The following is a 16,267-nucleotide window of genomic DNA, read 5'->3' as shown; positions in this document are numbered from 1 at the left end:
CAAGACTTGCTCAAAACCGGAGGAATCCAAATGTTTAAAAAAAAGCAACACATTCACGCGGACCGCAGCCATTTTTTGAATAAGGCACGCGCATTTGTTTTGCCGCTGGTGCTTCTGCTTATTTTTTCATTGCCGCTTACGTTGCTGAGTCCACAGCCCGTTCGGGGAGCGATAAAAACAGAAGCAGCGCCGCCCGCAATAGGAACCCATGCACAGGCTGCTTCTTTAATTGATGTCACATCAGGAAGAATCATTTATTCTACCGAGGGTGACCGGGAGCTACGTATTGCCAGCCTGACCAAGATTATGACTGCAATCGTGGCCATTGAACATGGACGCTTGCAGGACCGGGTAAAGGTGAGTCCAACCGCGTATGCCAAAGAAGGGTCCTCGCTTTTTCTGCAAATGGGTGAACAAATGTCGCTGGAAAATATGCTGTACGGCTTAATGCTCCGTTCTGGTAATGATGCCGCTTCTGCCATTGCTGAGCATGTGGGGGGGACGGAAGAGGGATTTGTCCATTTGATGAATGACAAGGCGGTTCAGCTTGGGCTAAGCCACACACATTTTGCTAATCCTCACGGGCTGGATGCCGAGGGACATTATTCCTCAGCCAATGATATGGCCCGACTTACTGCTTATGCGCTGCATAATCCAACTTTTGCCCGTATCGTAAAAACAGAACTGAAAAAAGCACCGAATCCCAACGATTCTTGGGACTACTCATGGCACAACAAAAACAAAATGCTGCGGCTGTATGAGGGAGCTGACGGTGTGAAAACAGGCTTTACCAAAAAAGCGTTTCGTTGTCTGGTCAGCTCGGCCACACGGGACGGCCGCCAGCTCGCTGCCGTTACCTTGAATGACGGGGACGATTGGAACGATCATGCACGTATGCTTGATTACGGATTCCGATATTATCCGCTCATTCCGATTACGGACAAGCAGCAACCTATCGATGGTTACCCACTATTAACAGGAACAAGCTTTGCCTATCCTTTACATGATGGTGAGAAGACCCAGTTGCACAAAAGACTGGTGTTGTATAAAAATTCTGCTTCTGCAGACAGACCGGACGTATCTTTTGGCTTACGAGGGCGGGTCGAATTCCTATTGGAAGGTAAACTTATCGGTTCTGTTCCTGTGTATGAAAAAGGTAGTAAGCTGCCTGCTCAAAGTACCGTACACCCACAGCAAGAGGCTCCAACTGCACAAGATCCTGCGAACAATACTCAGCAACAAGGTTGGACGAGCAGATGGAACGAAATCCTGAAAAATTTGTTTGGAGCCTAGGGCAAGCAGGAAATTAGAGCTGGGACGTGTCACATCATTGGGAAAAGGAGGAATCAGCCATGATTCATCTCATATGGGTGGCTTTGATTTGTATTGGATTTGTATTTGCTGCCGCGCAGGGAAATATTGAGGTGGTGACGAAAGCAGCTTTTGACGGGGCAACTACGGGGGTTACAGTGTGCTTTGGACTGATAAGTGTGCTGGTGTTTTGGATGGGCATGATGAGGCTGGCTGAAGATGGCGGGCTCTTACAGAAAATATCCAAGTTGCTTTCTCCTTTGGTTGCCTTTCTCTTCCCTGATGTTCCGCGTAATCATCCCGCTATGGGTTACATTTTGTCCAATATGAGCGCCAATTTGCTGGGTCTGGGGAATGCAGCCACACCGATGGGAATCAAGGCTATGCAAGAGTTGCAGACGCTCAATCCAGATAAGCAAACCGCCACACCAGCCATGTGTACGCTGCTCGCCCTGAATACGGCCAGTATTACGCTTATTCCTACGACGTTGATCGCGATACGGCTTAATTTTCATTCCGCACATCCGGCAGAAATCGTCGGTACGACGCTGGTAGCGACCGCAATAGCCACCTTTGCTGCTATTGCGGCGGATCGTTGGTACCGTAGTCGAGAATTGCGCCGCCGTCCTCCAGCGATTCCGCCGTCCCAGACATCCTTGGCACCACTCACCTCATCAGCACCAACATCTGCTGCCTCTTCAACGACGCTGCCCGTATCTTCACCTGCCGTTCCGCGAACGGGAATCACGGCTGCCAAGGGCAGGGACACCACTTGGAAAGGATGAGGGAGGCATGCTTAATTTTATAAACCTCGTATCGACTTGGGCCATTCCGGTTATTCTCGCTTTTATTCCTTTATATGCATATGCTAAAAAGGTACCTGTCTACGATTCTTTTGTGGATGGAGCCAAAGACGGCTTTTCTACCGCCATCAGCATTATTCCTCATCTCGTAGGCATGATGGTGGCGATTAGCATTTTTCGAGCATCCGGCGCTTTAGACTATTTGATCTCCTGGGTAACCCCATGGATTAAACACTGGGGTGTACCCGGTGAGGTACTGCCTTTAGGCTTGCTTCGTCCATTGACGGGCACCGGTTCACTTGCGTTCACGACGGATCTAATTCGCACTTATGGCCCGGATTCCATGATCGGTCGGATCGCCTCAACGATTCAGGGCAGCACAGACACGACGCTATATGTGCTAACTGTATATTTTGGTGCGGTAGGTATCCGCAATGGACGGTATGCTTTGAAGGTAGGACTATTTTCAGATGTGGTTGGTTTTGTGGCAGCCATTGCCATTTGCCTGCTTGTATTTTAATTTCTGCATCGTTTTTTGAACGGGGGTTGTGATTTTGCTCATGGATGGGTATCATTAGCATGAGGTGAATTAGCGAACATGGAAAGATTGCAGAAAATATTGGCCCAAGCTGGTGTAGCTTCCAGACGTAAATGTGAAGAGCTTATTCAGTCGGGCAGCGTGGAAGTGAACGGGGTTGTCGTAACTGAACTGGGAACGAAGGCAGACCCTGATCAAGATATGATTACGGTAAAGGGACGCCCGATCAAAACCGAGAAAAAAATCTATCTGATGATGAACAAACCTAAAGGAGTCATTACGAGTGCTTCCGATCCGGAAGGCCGTAAAATCGTGTCAGACTATCTGAAAGGCGTTAAGGAACGCGTATATCCGGTAGGGCGTCTCGATTACGACACCGAAGGACTGCTGTTGCTTACCAATGATGGCGAGTTCGCCAATCTGCTCACCCATCCCAAGCATCATGTGCCCAAGACATATGTGGCAACAGTCAAAGGCGTTCCGCATGGTACTGAGCTGGACAAGCTGAAAAAAGGAATCGTGCTGGAAGATGGCATTACTGCACCAGCCGAGGTAGAATATAAAGATGTAGATCCGAATGGTAAGGAGTCTGTGATCCAGATTACCATTTATGAAGGCAGAAATCGCCAGGTAAGACGGATGTTTGAGGCCATTTCACACCCGGTCATCAGACTCAAGCGAATTGCCTTCGGTGATCTTTTGCTACAAAACTTGAAGCGCGGTCTGACCAGACCCTTAACCAAGGACGAAATCAACCGTCTCATTCAACTTGCCAAATCAGACAACACGAAAAAGAAACGGACAGGACGGGGGTCATAACCCCGGCCTTTTTGGTGTAAAGAGACTGTTGGATGAGAGTAAAGTTTGACCAAGCACGGGAAAATAGTAAAATAGAGAGAATGGTTTTTTTAGCGAAGGGGCTGGGAATATGTCAGAACAAAGCAACCGCATATTAATTGTAGATGATGAAGAACGCATTCGCCGCCTTCTGCGGATGTATCTGGAAAAAGAAGGATATGCAATTGACGAAGCTGAGGATGGTGAGATTGCCCTCCAAAAAGCGACTGCAAGCGATTACAGCATTATTTTACTGGATGTAATGCTTCCGGGGATGGATGGGATTGAGGTGTGTACACGGCTGCGTCAGACCAAAGCTACACCTGTGATTATGCTGACTGCCAAAGGTGAGGAAGTGAACCGTGTACAAGGCTTTGAAGTCGGAGCCGATGATTATGTAGTTAAGCCCTTTAGCCCGCGAGAAGTCATTTACCGGGTGAAGGCGATTTTACGCCGTTCGTCGGAAACTGCCTTTTTAACGAAAGAGGCGGTACCAAGCAATAGTATTGTTTTTCCGAATCTTATCATTGAGCATGATGCGCACCGGGTAACTGCGGGCGGGATTGAAATCAGTCTCACACCTAAAGAGTACGAGCTGTTGCACTATTTGGCGGTGTCGCCAGATAAAGTCTTCTCGCGTGAGGAACTGCTGAAAGACGTTTGGAATTACGAATTTTTTGGTGATCTGCGCACTGTGGATACGCATGTGAAACGGCTTCGTGAAAAGCTGAATAAAGTATCGCCAGAGGCAGCGGCTATGATTACGACCGTGTGGGGCGTAGGTTATAAGCTGGAGGTTCCAAAATAACGTGAACTTCTGGAGATCGCTGGTAGGCAAGCTGTGGATCACCATCATTTGTCTTGTAGGCTCTGTGCTTATTTTTCTAGGGCTTTTTTTATTGCCGTACATCAACAGAAATTTTGCGGCGTATGAATCGACGGAAATCAAGCATTTGTTCACCTATACATGCATTGTCGGATTTTTATTGACGACCTTTTTTGCCTTATTCCTTTTTACTAAAATCACACAGCCTATGCAGCTGTTGATTCAGGCGGCGAATGCGATTCGTGAGGGAAGGTATGATACTCGGCTTTCGTTGGTGACCAGTGACGAAATTGGAGAACTGGCGAAAACTTTTAATCATATGTCTACGGAACTGGAAGCAACGATCCGCAGTCTGAATGAGGAGAAAAACCATTTATCCAGCGTACTGCGAAGCATGTCTGATGCCGTAATCACCTTTGACAGAAGCGGACAAATCATCTTGACGAATCCACCGGCACAAAGTCTGTTGGATATCTGGAAAAAGCTGGAGTGGCAGGAACGTGATCTTGAGGAGTTTGGAGCTTCTGTACCTGAGCCTTTGCAGTCTCTGTTCCATACTGTTATGGACAGGGGAGAAGATGTCGGAGACTATATCCATGTCAAGAAGGGCTCCTGGTCGGTGCAGATGGCGCCTCTGTATACGGATAATGCAATCCGCGGTGCAGTAGCTGTGCTTAGAGATATTACGGAAGAAGTGAAGCTGGAGAAGATGCGGAGCGATTTTGTGGCCAACGTATCTCATGAAATCCGTACACCTTTATCTATGATGCAGGGCTACAGTGAGGCGTTGCTGGATGGCATGGCGGGTTCCCCTGAAGAATCCGAGGAGCTGGTACAGGTCATCCATGATGAATCATTACGCATGGGAAGGTTAGTCAAGGATCTGCTTGATCTGGCCCGAATGGAGGCTGGTCATACAGACATGCACCGACAGGAAGTGGATGTGAATGAGCTGATCGAGCGTGTTCACCGTAAATTTACGGTACGTTCAAAGGAACAGGGACTGACACTCGATTACCATGAGCAAGGCCAACGTTTACTGCTGCCTGAGGCAGATGAAGACCGACTGGAGCAGGTATTGACCAACTTGCTGGATAATGCATTCAGACATACACCCGGCGGGAAAAAGGTTACTATTGCGGCGGATCGAATTTTGGGAGAACGGCATGAGTTAATCCGTATTCGGATTAAGGATGAAGGTGTAGGCATTGCCAGCGAGGATCTACCTTATATTTTCGACCGCTTCTACAAGGCAGATAAGGCCAGAGTACGTGGTGAGGATAAAGGGACTGGTTTGGGACTTGCTATTGTCAAGAACATTGTAGAGGCTCACGGAGGCTCTGTCTCTGCTGCCAGCGTATTGGGGGAAGGGACGGAATTTACTATTTTGCTGCCCATCTCCAACAAAACAAAGCTGGGTCTGTAACGGAATTATAAGCCCCAGCTGATATACCCCGGTTTGCAGGCATCCTCGGAAGAGGGTGCTTTTTGTTGAAAAATCAACATTTATCTTGTTCAACGTGGAACATCCTGTTTCATGCATGATGATTGCTCTCATGACAGATAACGGTATAAGAGAAAAAGACGCCTGGGTAGCCAGGCGCCTCTCTTTATTATAAAACCATGGACTTCTCAATATTGTCTGGAACTAATTTAACACTACTTCTTGGGCAGTATTTAGTTCTGGCAAACCAACGAGTTGAATCAGTACGTCTTTTGGCACGGCTTTATCGACGGTCAGGATCATGATGGCTTCACCGCCGACAATTTTACGCCCTACTTGCATGGAAGCGATATTGACGCCGTTTTCCCCAAGCAAGGTGCCGACACGACCGATAATGCCTGGTTTATCATTGTGGGAGATGAGCAGGAAATGAGCTTCCGGTGCCACGTCTACCGGGAACTGGTTCAACCGAACAATACGTTCGCCATAGCCTGCCAGCAGGGTGCCAGATACACGTTGCTCTTCGCCGCTCTGCGTCTTGAGTGTAACGGTAATCAGGTTGGTAAAACCCTTGGTGGCGGGCGCCTGAGATACGACAAGATGGATGTCACGTGTTTTGGCCAGATGTACAGAGTTTACAATGTTCACATCGCTGCCCAGATGACGGCTAAGGACACCTTTCAAAATATACCGTGTCAGCGGCTGTGTATCCACAGAGGACAAATCGCCGGCGTAATCTACCTGAATTTCACGTACAGCCTGGTTCGTGATCTGAGCGGCAAAGCTGCCCAGCTTTTCTCCAAGCGAGAAATATGGCTGCAATTGCGTCATGACGTTGGATGGTACTGGAGGCATGTTGACCGCATTTTTAAAAGGCTCATCACGCAAAATATGCAGCACTTGCTCGGACACATCGATAGCTACATTCTCCTGAGCTTCGACAGTCGAGGCACCCAGATGTGGTGTGACGATAATTTTCGAATGACTCAGGAATGGGTGATCCTGTGCTGGCGGCTCTGACTCGAATACGTCAAAGGCTGCACCGGCAACGATACCTTCATCAATGGCTTCAACAAGAGCCATTTCATCGATAACTCCGCCCCGGGCACAGTTGATGATACGCATTCCTTTTTTCATCACTTCAAACTGTGGACGAGCAATCATATGTTTCGTTTCCGGTGTTAATGGTGTGTGTACGGTCATAAAATCTGCGTTGCGGATAATTTCGTCCACGCTCGCCAGCTTAATGCCCAGCTTCTCAGCGCGTTCTTCCGTTAGAAATGGATCATAGCCGAGGATGCTCATGCCAAATGCTTTAGCACGTTTAGCGACCTCACTGCCGATACGTCCCATGCCGAGGACTCCAAGTGTTTTGTTACGCAGTTCGACACCGAGAAATGTTTTACGATCCCATGTACCGCCAATGGTTTTGGCATATGCCTGTGGAATATGACGTGCTAGAGCCATCATCATCGCAAAAGTGTGCTCACAAGTCGTAATCGTGTTGCCGTCAGGAGCGTTAATAACGATAATCCCGCGTTGTGTTGCTGCTTCGAGGTCGATGTTGTCCACTCCGACCCCAGCTCGCCCTACAACCTTGAGGTTCTTCCCTGCCGTCATGATGCGTTCGGTTACCCGAGTTTGGCTTCGAACGAGTAATGCGTCATAGTCACCAATAATTTGAACCAATTCATCCTCGCTGAGACCTGTGTTCTTGTCTACCGTGACATCGTCTGCATCCATCAGTTGCTGGATGCCCAGGTCACTGATCGGATCGGATACTAACACTTTAAACATTTGGTTTCCTCCTCAAAGTTAACTTCTTTTATGGACAGGATGTACTTCAAACTGAAATACATTCCATAAAGAACATGAAAAAACTTGAAATGCTTCTAAAAGTACAGGAGAGCGGTGTAAAATACTAGTGTGATAACGCATTGACGCAGAAAAGGGATAAAATAGTATTATGCACCAAACTGACGATCAAAAGTCTTACGCGGAGGCGCTTTGCGGTTTTCGGGCATCAAAAAAACCCCCGAATCACATACTATCTCCATAGTAAGGGACGAGAGTTATCGTGGTACCACCCTAATTCGCAGCCATTTCGCAATGGACTGCCTTCAGCGGTCATAAATGACCGAAAGGATAACGGTTTTCTGCCGATTGCATCTAATGCCGGGAAGTATTCCACAGACCTCGGTGCAATAACTCAGGAGCGCTGAAAGTAGTTACTTCGTCACCGGCTTCCACCCAAGCACCGGTTCTCTGAGGACGAAATCAATACCTTTTCTCCATCATTGTTGTTGTCGCTAATAATTTTTTCATAATGTATCATGGCTTACATGGGCATGTCAATAGGACATGCGACATGTGTGGATAGCCGTCTAGATATATAGCTACAGAATGCGGAAAATTAAGATTTAAGTCTTCTTGAATCCGCCCGACTTTTTGGCTATGATGCTAAAGAAGACTATGCAGAGGACTAACTAACTATGAAAAAGCTTAAAGTGAAATGGAAAAGAGCGCAAATTCATGAATTGAACGACCGCTTGCTGCTTTACAATTTGTATCTAACACAGGGGCTGACCCTGCTGATTGGCGCAATCTGGATATTTTTTCAGAAAAGAAATGTGTTAGAACTATTTGCATTGCCGAACACTCTGCACGTCTTATGGTGGGGATTGGGATTGGCCGCCGCTATGTTACTTGTGGATCTGTTGCTATCCCGGATTATGCCTGAGGATGCTATGGATGACGGTGGTATTAACCAAATGCTGTTTCAAAATCGTCCGGTTTGGCATATTATTTGTATAGCAGCTATCGTCTCTATCTGTGAGGAACTCTTGTTCAGAGGTGCAATTCAGTACAGCTTTGGTCCTTATTGGACAAGCATTTTGTTTGCGGTGATTCATATCCGGTATTTACGGCATTGGATTCCCACTGGCTGGGTTTTTCTTAGCAGTTATGGATTGGGCTACATATATGTGCAGACCGGTAGTCTGTGGGCACCGATCATTTGTCATTTTGTGATTGACCTTATATCTGGCTTAGCGTTACGTTTTCGGAGGTATGAAGAATGAATCAGGAACTTAGCAGAGTGCAGACCTATGGTAGCCGTCGAAATGGTCGCAAAGGCAAGGAGGAGGACAGGTCCAAATCTAAACCAGTTCGCTCCCGTGCTTCACGGCCCGTGCCAGAATTGGCTCACGTTGCCGCTGTACCAGAAGTTGCTGTGACGATGGAGGATGATACTCCTGCCAGTGAGTACCGAACGCGGGCAGAAATGTTTCCGTCCCGCCGTATTCGGGTAAGCAAGTGGTTTTTAAATTTTTTGAGTACTCTTTTTGTGCTGATTACTGCAGCGTTACTGTGGTGGGGCATCAAGGGTGCACCACCCATCAGTGAAATGCTTTGGTAAAGGCGCAAAATGATACGGTAAAAAGGCCTCCATCTCCGCATGAATAGCGGAGAGTGGAGGCCTTTATTGCATCATCTACAGTTAAGACTGAGTATACGCAAGTGTCTATTTGCTGGCAGGAACCTCAATGCTTTGAGGATCAACCAATTGGTAACCCTTTTGCTCGAGGCGTATCAATAGACTGTCCAGAGCCTCAGCTGTCCATGGCAGTTCATGCATCAAAATATTGCTGCCTGGATGAAGTTGTTCCGTTACGTTTTTGAGAAGTGCCTCCGTTTTATTAGGCTGATTCTTTTTCATTGTCCAGTCCAGAGAACCGACGGACCATGTCATGTATAGGAGACCGTTTTCCTTAGCGACCTTGCGACCTACGTCTCCGCCGGCACCATGAGGGGGACGGAAGAATACGGGGGCTTGTCCTGTAATGTCATTAACAACTTTTTGTACCGATTCAATCTGTTTTTTGACCTCAGGCTCAGATCTATTCTTCAGCACGATGTGATCCCAGCTATGGTTGCCGATGGGCTGTCCACGGTCATGGATAAGCTTAAGCAACTCAGGATGCTCTTTTACACGGTAACCGTTTACGAAGAAAATCGCTTTCGCTTTGTGCTTATCGAGTACATCTATGATTTTGTTGATCATGGCTGCTTCCTTAGGACCATCATCAAAGGTCAGTAACACGACTTTTTTTTCGGTGCCTTGTTGGTTAGGAATTACATTGTAGGCTTTGTTCAAGTGATACATTTTGTTATTGGTAGTTGCAGATGTCGCAGCTCCTGTTTCGTTGCTTTCGCTGGTTTTATCATTTTGTGCATTGGTTTTACCCGCTTGTGCATTGGTTTTACCCGCTGAATTATGATCATCACTGCCTGCTTGCTTACTGCTGCTTTTTGGGGAAGAGACGCTGCTCTGATCTTTGGCGCTGTTACCTGAGTCAGACGCTACCGAATCCTGCTGGTTGCTTGTTGCCGCAGATTCCGGCTTGGTTGCAGTGCAAGCACTAAGCAGCAGACATGCTGTGAACAAAATGGCTGCTGTTTTTGTACCCATTATTTCATCTCACCTTCCTGTATTTTATACCGTATGAGTTTGTCACTACTGACGAACACTATGCTTGATTCTACCACAAAGGGAGGTTCTAATTGTGAAAACATCTTCATTTTTCCTGGGAATCGTCTTGGGCGCTGTAGCAAGCTCTTTGATCTCCCGCAACCGCGACATGTTGGGCTTATCCATGGACATGGGTGGGAAAAAAAGCGGCAATTTAGTGCAGAAAGCCCGTACTAAAATGATGGACGCGGCATTCCCCGGAATGGGCGAGATAACGCTCAATAAAGAAGACACCCATAAGGATCAAGACCATCATTCACAAACAGATAAAACCGCTCATAACGCCCATACTGCCAAGAACAAAGAAGAAAATATGAAGTTGATTAAAGACTTCATCAGCACAAGTCCCGATGTTAAACGTGAGGTCGAGCAAATTTTGAAAGAAACTCATACAGCCGTACCGGGATTGTAAACCAGAAACCTTTATTCCGAATCATTTTGCGGCTTTTTTGTAAAAGCCGTTCAAATGATTCTTTTTTTTATCTTTTTATTGCGTGCATTTACGATTATAAAATGATAACATGATTACATAGAACCATTTTCATCACAGGCATCATAATTGCATCATAATCTGTTAATAACACTCGGCTGCCAGGAGGAGGGTCCAGTATGAAAATAGAAAGATTAAGTCAGGACAAGATACGGATTTTCCTTACCTTTGACGATTTGAGCGAACGCGGTATTCAAAAAGACGATATGTGGCAAGAAATTCCAAGAGTTCATGAGCTGTTTACCGAAATGATGGATCAGGCATACAGCGAACTGGGCTTCGACGCCACGGGACCGTTAGCTGTCGAAGTCTTTGCGCTTCCTGCTCAAGGAATGGTTGTTATCGTCACCCGGGGAAAATACGACCATCAACAGTATGGTTCGGGTCCCGATGAGGAGCTTCCAGAGGAAGTCTACGAAATGGAAGTCACGCTGGAGCATAGCGATTCCATCGTTTACGCGTTTAGCGATTTCGAAGTACTCATAGAAGCGGCTCATATGCTTCGTAGTAACACTACGGAAGCAGGTAAGCTGTATCATTATAGAGGAAAATGGATTCTGCACTTGGAACCAGAAGAAGTAGAGGAGTCCAAGCTTGCGGCTTTAATCGCGGTTCTTGCTGAATTTGGAGAAGGCTCATCCGTTACACCAGCTATGTTGGAAGAGTACGGCAAACTGGTCATTCCTGAGCAGGCAGTTGCTGTCATCTGCACTCATTTTGACAGCCGTTCTTGATTCGTTTTATCGAAAGTGATATCGAAGTGAATTTGTCGGCTCTGCGCTGAAAGCAGGGCCGACTCATTTTTATGGAGGGATGATCGGTGCTTCTGTTTTCGGTTTTAGCGGCAGCCACAGCGCCGGGTCTCGCCTTATTGATGTATTTTTACTTGAAGGACAGGTATGATTCGGAGCCACTGCACATGGTTATTAGAGTGTTTTTGCTCGGCTTTTTGGTGGTTCTTCCTGTCATGATTTTTCAACGCGGGCTGCTGCTTTGGCTAGGGGATCACACGTTAATCCAGGTGTTCGGCATTTCAGCCGGAGTGGAAGAGTTTTTTAAATGGTTTCTGTTGTATCACATCATCTATAATCATACCGAGTTCGACGAGCCTTATGATGGTATTTTGTATGCGGCCGCAGTCTCACTCGGATTTGCAACGGTTGAAAATCTGTTATATGCCTGGGCGGGTCATGCTTCGATTAGCTTGATGCTGATGAGATCATTGCTACCGGTATCCGGTCATGCGATGTTTGGCGTAATGATGGGCTACTACATGGGGAAGGCCAAGTTTTCAGAGGGCTTGAGGAGCAAATACATGTTGCTGCTGTCATTGGTGCTTCCATGGTTCTGGCACGGAGTATACGATTTGATTTTAACGAAATTTTCACACGACTGGATCTGGTTTATCATTCCACTTATGGCATTTCTATGGTATGGAGGAATGGCGAAGATCAGTCGAGCTAATAACCGTTCTCCTTTTCGTTTGTTAAAACGGGAAGAAAAGGTTAATATGTAACGAAATGGGACACACTGATCTGACAAACCTGTTAGAGAAAGAGGTGTCTTTTTTTTGCGTATAAAAGTAAGAATTCATTGTAAAAGATGTGGGGAACGTTTTGTGCTGAGAGGACGTATAGAGCAAGGACAGATTCAGACCGGCTTTAAACGCTGCATTTGCGATAACTGTGAGTTTATTGTTGAAGTCATGGAAAACCATGCATAAGAGAGCATTCTTCTTGTCACACTATCGGTAGTGTACTTGAAGAAAGGAGACTCCCAATATGTATAAGCGACTTAGTGCCGTATTGTTCCCGGTGGTTACCCTGATGATGATAGGAGCATTTGTGTGGGGTTATCAGCAAAGCCAGATGAGAAAAGAGGTGTCTCTTCAGGCAAATAGCATGTCGATAAAAGCGGAAAATCAATATCAGCGTGCGTTTCACGATTTGTCGTTTCATATGGATCAGCTGCATTCTCAACTCGGGAACGCGGTTGCTGTCCATAATACTTCACACGCGATGCACCGCAAATGTTTGATGAACGTGTGGAGGATTGCAAGTGAGGCCCAAAATGAGGTTAATCAGTTGCCTCTGAATGTAATGCCTTTTAATCATGCCAAGGATTTACTGTCACATCTATCCGCGTTTTCGTATCAGACCGCTGTCCGTGATCTGGATCACGAGCCTTTAAACGAGAAAGAAATTTCGAACCTGAAAACGCTATATAACAATTCCAAAGAAATTTCGAAAAACATGCAGGAAGTGCAGCAAAAGGTCCTTAGCAAAAATTTGCGATGGATGGATGTAGATATGGCGGCAGGTTCGCAAACTGGGCCGAAGGACAATACCATTATTGATGGCTTTAAAACCGTGGACAAAAAGGTGGAAAACTACAAGGAGCTGGATTGGGGACCGTCTGTAGCCAGCATCTATGATAAACGCTCTGTGAAAAAATTGAGTCTCCCGGCAGTGAATGCAGAACAAATTAAACGAAATGCCGCTGAATTTACAGGAAAACCGGAAAGTCAGATCCGTGTGTACGAAAACGGTAAAGGAACGGAATGGGCATCTTATACAGCTACCCTGCTAAATAAGAAGCAACCCGTGGCCAGTATGGATTTCACGAAAAAAGGCGGCAAGCTTATTTCTTATCATGACATGAGGGCAGTAGGTCCTAAAAAAGCAACACGTAATGAAGCGATTCGCTATGCTAGTGAATACCTTGAACAAAAAGGTTACAAAGGAATGAAGCCAGTTGCGTATGATGAGAGCGGGAATTTAGCTAATATTACATTTGCGAGCCAACAAGGGGACGTGATTATCTATCCAGAAAAAATCACAGTCAGATCAGGCCTTGATAACGGACAAGTGATCGGTTTTCAATCCAGTGATTATGTGTATGAGCATAGTCATCTCCGCCGCATTCCGCAAGCAAAATTGAATTTGAATGCAGCACGAGCAAAATTGAATCCTGAGTTTCGTGAAACTTACCACCGTAAAGCCTTAATTGAAAATGAACTTTCGAATGAAGTTCTATGTTATGAATTTGGTGGTAAAATCAATGGTTCCGTTTACCGGATATATATTAACGCCAATACGGGGATGGAAGAAACGATTGAAGAGGTTAAAGATTCAGATGAACCTCAGGTTACTGCAAGTAATGCGTAGTTGATTACATGAAAATGAATCAATAGTCACTCTAAACCTCCTTCATGAAGGAGGTTTTTTGTGCTTTAGTCATAGATAGAACAAATAAAATGCTTAATATAGGCATAAAGTCGTGGTATTATATACCTTAATTAGAGCTTTTAATGGACAAGGATGGTGGATCATTTGTTTCCTAAAATTAATGATGTGTTATACATACAAGTGGCTGGTACTGACCATAAGGACGAGATTTTTGAATTTAAGTCTCGTATTGCAGAAGAGGAGTCACAGAACTTTTTAATTGAAATTCCTATGTCACAAACAAGTGGGCATTTGAAAAAATTGTTTCTAGGGGAAGAACTGTCTATATTTTTTATGAGCGAGGGTGGGATTAAAAATTATTTTAATACCCACGTTACGGGTTTTAAAGAGGATATCCTCCGGATGGTTCGTATCCACAAACCTGCTCCAGACAGCATCAGCAAAATTCAGCGCCGCAACTTTCTTCGGGTTAAGGCCAACTTGGAAATTGCAGTAAAGCATGGTGCGAACGAGTCCAGATTTGTAGCAGAGACACATGATGTAGGAGGCGGGGGTGTTTCTTTTCACACCCAGGGAACTCATCATCTTGAAGAAGGAGAATCATTGTCTTGCTGGATTTTAGTTCCATATAAAAACGGTACTCAGGAGCATGTTCCGTTCCAATCTGAAATTGTGCGCATTCAGCAGATGGAAAACGGTCGCAAACTCATTATGCTGAAATATGAGGAAATCGCTGATCAGGAGCGCCAAAAACTGATTAAATATTGCTTTGAAAGACAGCTGGAATTCCGGGGGAAATCTTAATCATCCGAAATTTTTCTTTTTTAGTAAACCTGTCGCTTATTTTGCATCGCCTATAAATGTGTGGTATAATTTTCACGTCGCAGGCAATGCCTGCTTTTTTCTTGAGGTTAGGTTAGGAGGAATTCCCTGTTGGCAAGGCAACATGTATCTTCAAGTAACAAAATAAATGTAGCCATTGATGGACCTGCTGGTGCAGGGAAAAGTACAGTGGCCCGCCTGGTGGCGAAAGCACTTTCTTATGTATATGTAGATACCGGAGCCATGTACCGAGCAGCAACCTGGTACATGATGCGTAAGGAAATTCCTGCAGAAGATGTACAAAAAGTGCTTCAACATGTACCTGAGCTGGTGATTGAATTAGTACCGGACCCCACAGGCCAAAAGGTTTATTGTAACGGGGAAGATGTAACCACTGTGATCCGTTCGATGGAAGTGACTAGCAACGTGTCACAGTATTCAAGTATTGCTGGTTTACGTACACGTTTGACTGAAAGCCAGCGTGAGATGGCTGCACGCAAGGGTGTCGTTATGGATGGTCGCGATATTGGAACAACTGTACTTCCCGATGCGGAAGTCAAGGTGTTCATGACCGCAAGTGTTCAGGAACGTGCCTCCCGCCGTTTTAAAGAACTGAGCGAAACTGATGATATCACTCTGGAGCAACTGGAACGTGACATTGCGGCACGTGACAAGCTTGACGAGGAGAGGGAGGTATCCCCGCTTCGTTGCAGTGAGGACGCCATCGTGCTCGATACGACCCATATGGGCATTCAGGATGTCGTTGATACGATCGTATCTTATTGCTTAACGGAGAAGGATGGAGAGATCAGCCAATGATATATACTGTATGCGCCAGTATTTTGCGCCTTATTTACCGCGTTCTGTTTAGACTTGAGGCGGTAGGCAGGGAAAATGTTCCTGCCGAGGGCGGAGTGCTGTTGTGTTCTAATCATATTAGTAATCTTGACCCTCCTACAGTGGGTATTTTGCTGAAGCGAAAGGTTCACTTTATGGCAAAAGCCGAGCTGTTTAATGTTCCTGTACTGGGTCCACTAATTGGGAAACTGGGAGCTTTTCCAGTCAAACGCGGCGGTGTAAGTAAGGAATCCATTAAGCTGGCATTGAACATTTTGCGTGATGGTAAGGTTATGGGGATCTTTCCCGAAGGCTCCAGAGGAGCTGGGGGAATCGGTAAAAAGGGTGCTGCAAGCTTTGCGCTACGCAGTGGAGCGGCTGCCGTTCCGGTCGCCATTATTGGTGATTACAAGCTTTTCCGTAAAACGAAAGTGTTATACGGTAAACCTGTCAATTTGGACGCTTACCAAAAGGGTGCCGATATCGAAGGAGATCCGCTTGAACTTGCAACAGAAGCAATTATGTCTCGTATTCGCACGATGAAGGAAACGGGTAAGCCTACGAATAACTGAAAGGCTTGCATGAATTGTGTCTAAGCTCGGAAAACTAGAACAAAAGTTTATTTATGTTTTGAACTCTG

At 45.9% G+C, this 16,267-nt stretch carries 17 protein-coding genes and 1 other annotated feature; of the genes, 15 read left to right on the top strand and 2 right to left on the bottom strand.

Going from position 1 to position 16,267, the window contains the following annotated elements; genetic code table 11:
* Positions 1-30 precede the first annotated feature (30 nt).
* From G9G54_RS08220 to G9G54_RS08195, 6 genes are all read left to right on the top strand, one after another.
* Positions 31-1,293, top strand: a complete 1,263-nt coding sequence (locus G9G54_RS08220; protein WP_165177254.1) for a D-alanyl-D-alanine carboxypeptidase family protein — start codon at positions 31-33, stop codon at positions 1,291-1,293.
* A 59-nt stretch (positions 1,294-1,352) separates the two neighbouring features.
* Positions 1,353-2,096, top strand: a complete 744-nt coding sequence (locus G9G54_RS08215; RefSeq protein ID WP_039271021.1) for a nucleoside recognition domain-containing protein — start codon at positions 1,353-1,355, stop codon at positions 2,094-2,096.
* 7 nt (positions 2,097-2,103) lie between these two features.
* Complete coding sequence (locus G9G54_RS08210; protein WP_013310760.1) at positions 2,104-2,634, top strand: spore maturation protein; 531 nt, start codon at positions 2,104-2,106, stop codon at positions 2,632-2,634.
* A gap of 78 nt (positions 2,635-2,712) precedes the next feature.
* Complete coding sequence (locus G9G54_RS08205; RefSeq protein WP_165177252.1) at positions 2,713-3,471, top strand: pseudouridine synthase; 759 nt, start codon at positions 2,713-2,715, stop codon at positions 3,469-3,471.
* Positions 3,472-3,580: 109 nt separating this feature from the next.
* Positions 3,581-4,297: a response regulator transcription factor gene (locus tag G9G54_RS08200; RefSeq protein ID WP_029517311.1), complete on the top strand. Its 717-nt coding sequence runs from the start codon at positions 3,581-3,583 to the stop codon at positions 4,295-4,297.
* A 1-nt stretch (position 4,298) separates the two neighbouring features.
* A complete protein-coding gene (locus G9G54_RS08195; RefSeq protein ID WP_071641423.1) occupies positions 4,299-5,741 on the top strand; it encodes an ATP-binding protein in 1,443 nt (480 codons plus the stop codon).
* Between the two features lie 222 nt (positions 5,742-5,963).
* Here the strand turns inward: G9G54_RS08195 and serA are convergent, their stop codons facing one another.
* Positions 5,964-7,556, bottom strand: a complete 1,593-nt coding sequence (gene serA / locus G9G54_RS08190) for a phosphoglycerate dehydrogenase (RefSeq protein ID WP_165177250.1) — start codon at positions 7,554-7,556, stop codon at positions 5,964-5,966.
* A 261-nt stretch (positions 7,557-7,817) separates the two neighbouring features.
* Positions 7,818-8,066, bottom strand: a binding site (T-box leader).
* Positions 8,067-8,251: 185 nt separating this feature from the next.
* Between serA and G9G54_RS08185 the strand changes: the two genes are divergently transcribed.
* Together G9G54_RS08185 and G9G54_RS08180 are read left to right on the top strand one after the other, a co-directional pair.
* Positions 8,252-8,839 carry a type II CAAX endopeptidase family protein gene (locus G9G54_RS08185; protein WP_061829230.1) on the top strand — a complete coding sequence of 196 codons (588 nt, stop codon included), beginning with the start codon at positions 8,252-8,254 and terminating at the stop codon, positions 8,837-8,839.
* A complete protein-coding gene (locus G9G54_RS08180) occupies positions 8,836-9,177 on the top strand; it encodes a hypothetical protein (protein ID WP_039271029.1) in 342 nt (113 codons plus the stop codon). The genes G9G54_RS08185 and G9G54_RS08180 overlap by 4 nt, the downstream gene beginning before the upstream one ends.
* Positions 9,178-9,282: 105 nt before the next feature.
* On the opposite strand, the gene G9G54_RS08175 is transcribed toward G9G54_RS08180, so the two are convergent.
* Positions 9,283-10,230, bottom strand: a complete 948-nt coding sequence (locus G9G54_RS08175) for a polysaccharide deacetylase family protein (protein ID WP_165177249.1) — start codon at positions 10,228-10,230, stop codon at positions 9,283-9,285.
* Positions 10,231-10,324: 94 nt separating this feature from the next.
* Between G9G54_RS08175 and G9G54_RS08170 the strand changes: the two genes are divergently transcribed.
* The 7 genes from G9G54_RS08170 to G9G54_RS08140 all read left to right on the top strand — a co-directional run bounded on the left by G9G54_RS08170 (position 10,325) and on the right by G9G54_RS08140 (position 16,199).
* Positions 10,325-10,702, top strand: a complete 378-nt coding sequence (locus G9G54_RS08170; RefSeq protein ID WP_165177247.1) for a hypothetical protein — start codon at positions 10,325-10,327, stop codon at positions 10,700-10,702.
* 197 nt (positions 10,703-10,899) lie between these two features.
* A complete protein-coding gene (locus G9G54_RS08165; RefSeq protein ID WP_013310751.1) occupies positions 10,900-11,514 on the top strand; it encodes a genetic competence negative regulator in 615 nt (204 codons plus the stop codon).
* Positions 11,515-11,600: 86 nt separating this feature from the next.
* Entirely contained in the window at positions 11,601-12,296 is a 696-nt protein-coding gene (prsW, locus tag G9G54_RS08160; RefSeq protein WP_165177245.1) for a glutamic-type intramembrane protease PrsW, read from the top strand.
* Positions 12,297-12,561: 265 nt separating this feature from the next.
* A complete protein-coding gene (gene ypeB, locus G9G54_RS08155; RefSeq protein ID WP_165177244.1) occupies positions 12,562-13,947 on the top strand; it encodes a germination protein YpeB in 1,386 nt (461 codons plus the stop codon).
* A 165-nt stretch (positions 13,948-14,112) separates the two neighbouring features.
* Positions 14,113-14,772: a flagellar brake protein gene (locus G9G54_RS08150; protein WP_165177242.1), complete on the top strand. Its 660-nt coding sequence runs from the start codon at positions 14,113-14,115 to the stop codon at positions 14,770-14,772.
* Positions 14,773-14,901: 129 nt separating this feature from the next.
* The gene (cmk, locus tag G9G54_RS08145; protein WP_165177241.1) at positions 14,902-15,609 is read left to right on the top strand and encodes a (d)CMP kinase; all 708 of its coding nucleotides are present in this window, start codon (positions 14,902-14,904) and stop codon (positions 15,607-15,609) included.
* Positions 15,606-16,199 carry a lysophospholipid acyltransferase family protein gene (locus G9G54_RS08140; RefSeq protein ID WP_013310746.1) on the top strand — a complete coding sequence of 198 codons (594 nt, stop codon included), beginning with the start codon at positions 15,606-15,608 and terminating at the stop codon, positions 16,197-16,199. The genes cmk and G9G54_RS08140 overlap by 4 nt, the downstream gene beginning before the upstream one ends.
* Positions 16,200-16,267 lie beyond the last annotated feature (68 nt).

Source organism: Paenibacillus sp. EKM212P (assembly GCF_011066115.1).
GTDB lineage: Bacteria > Bacillota > Bacilli > Paenibacillales > Paenibacillaceae > Paenibacillus > Paenibacillus polymyxa_B.
Note: the sequence above shows the minus strand (reverse complement) of the source record. Positions and strands in the feature narration are given on the sequence as shown.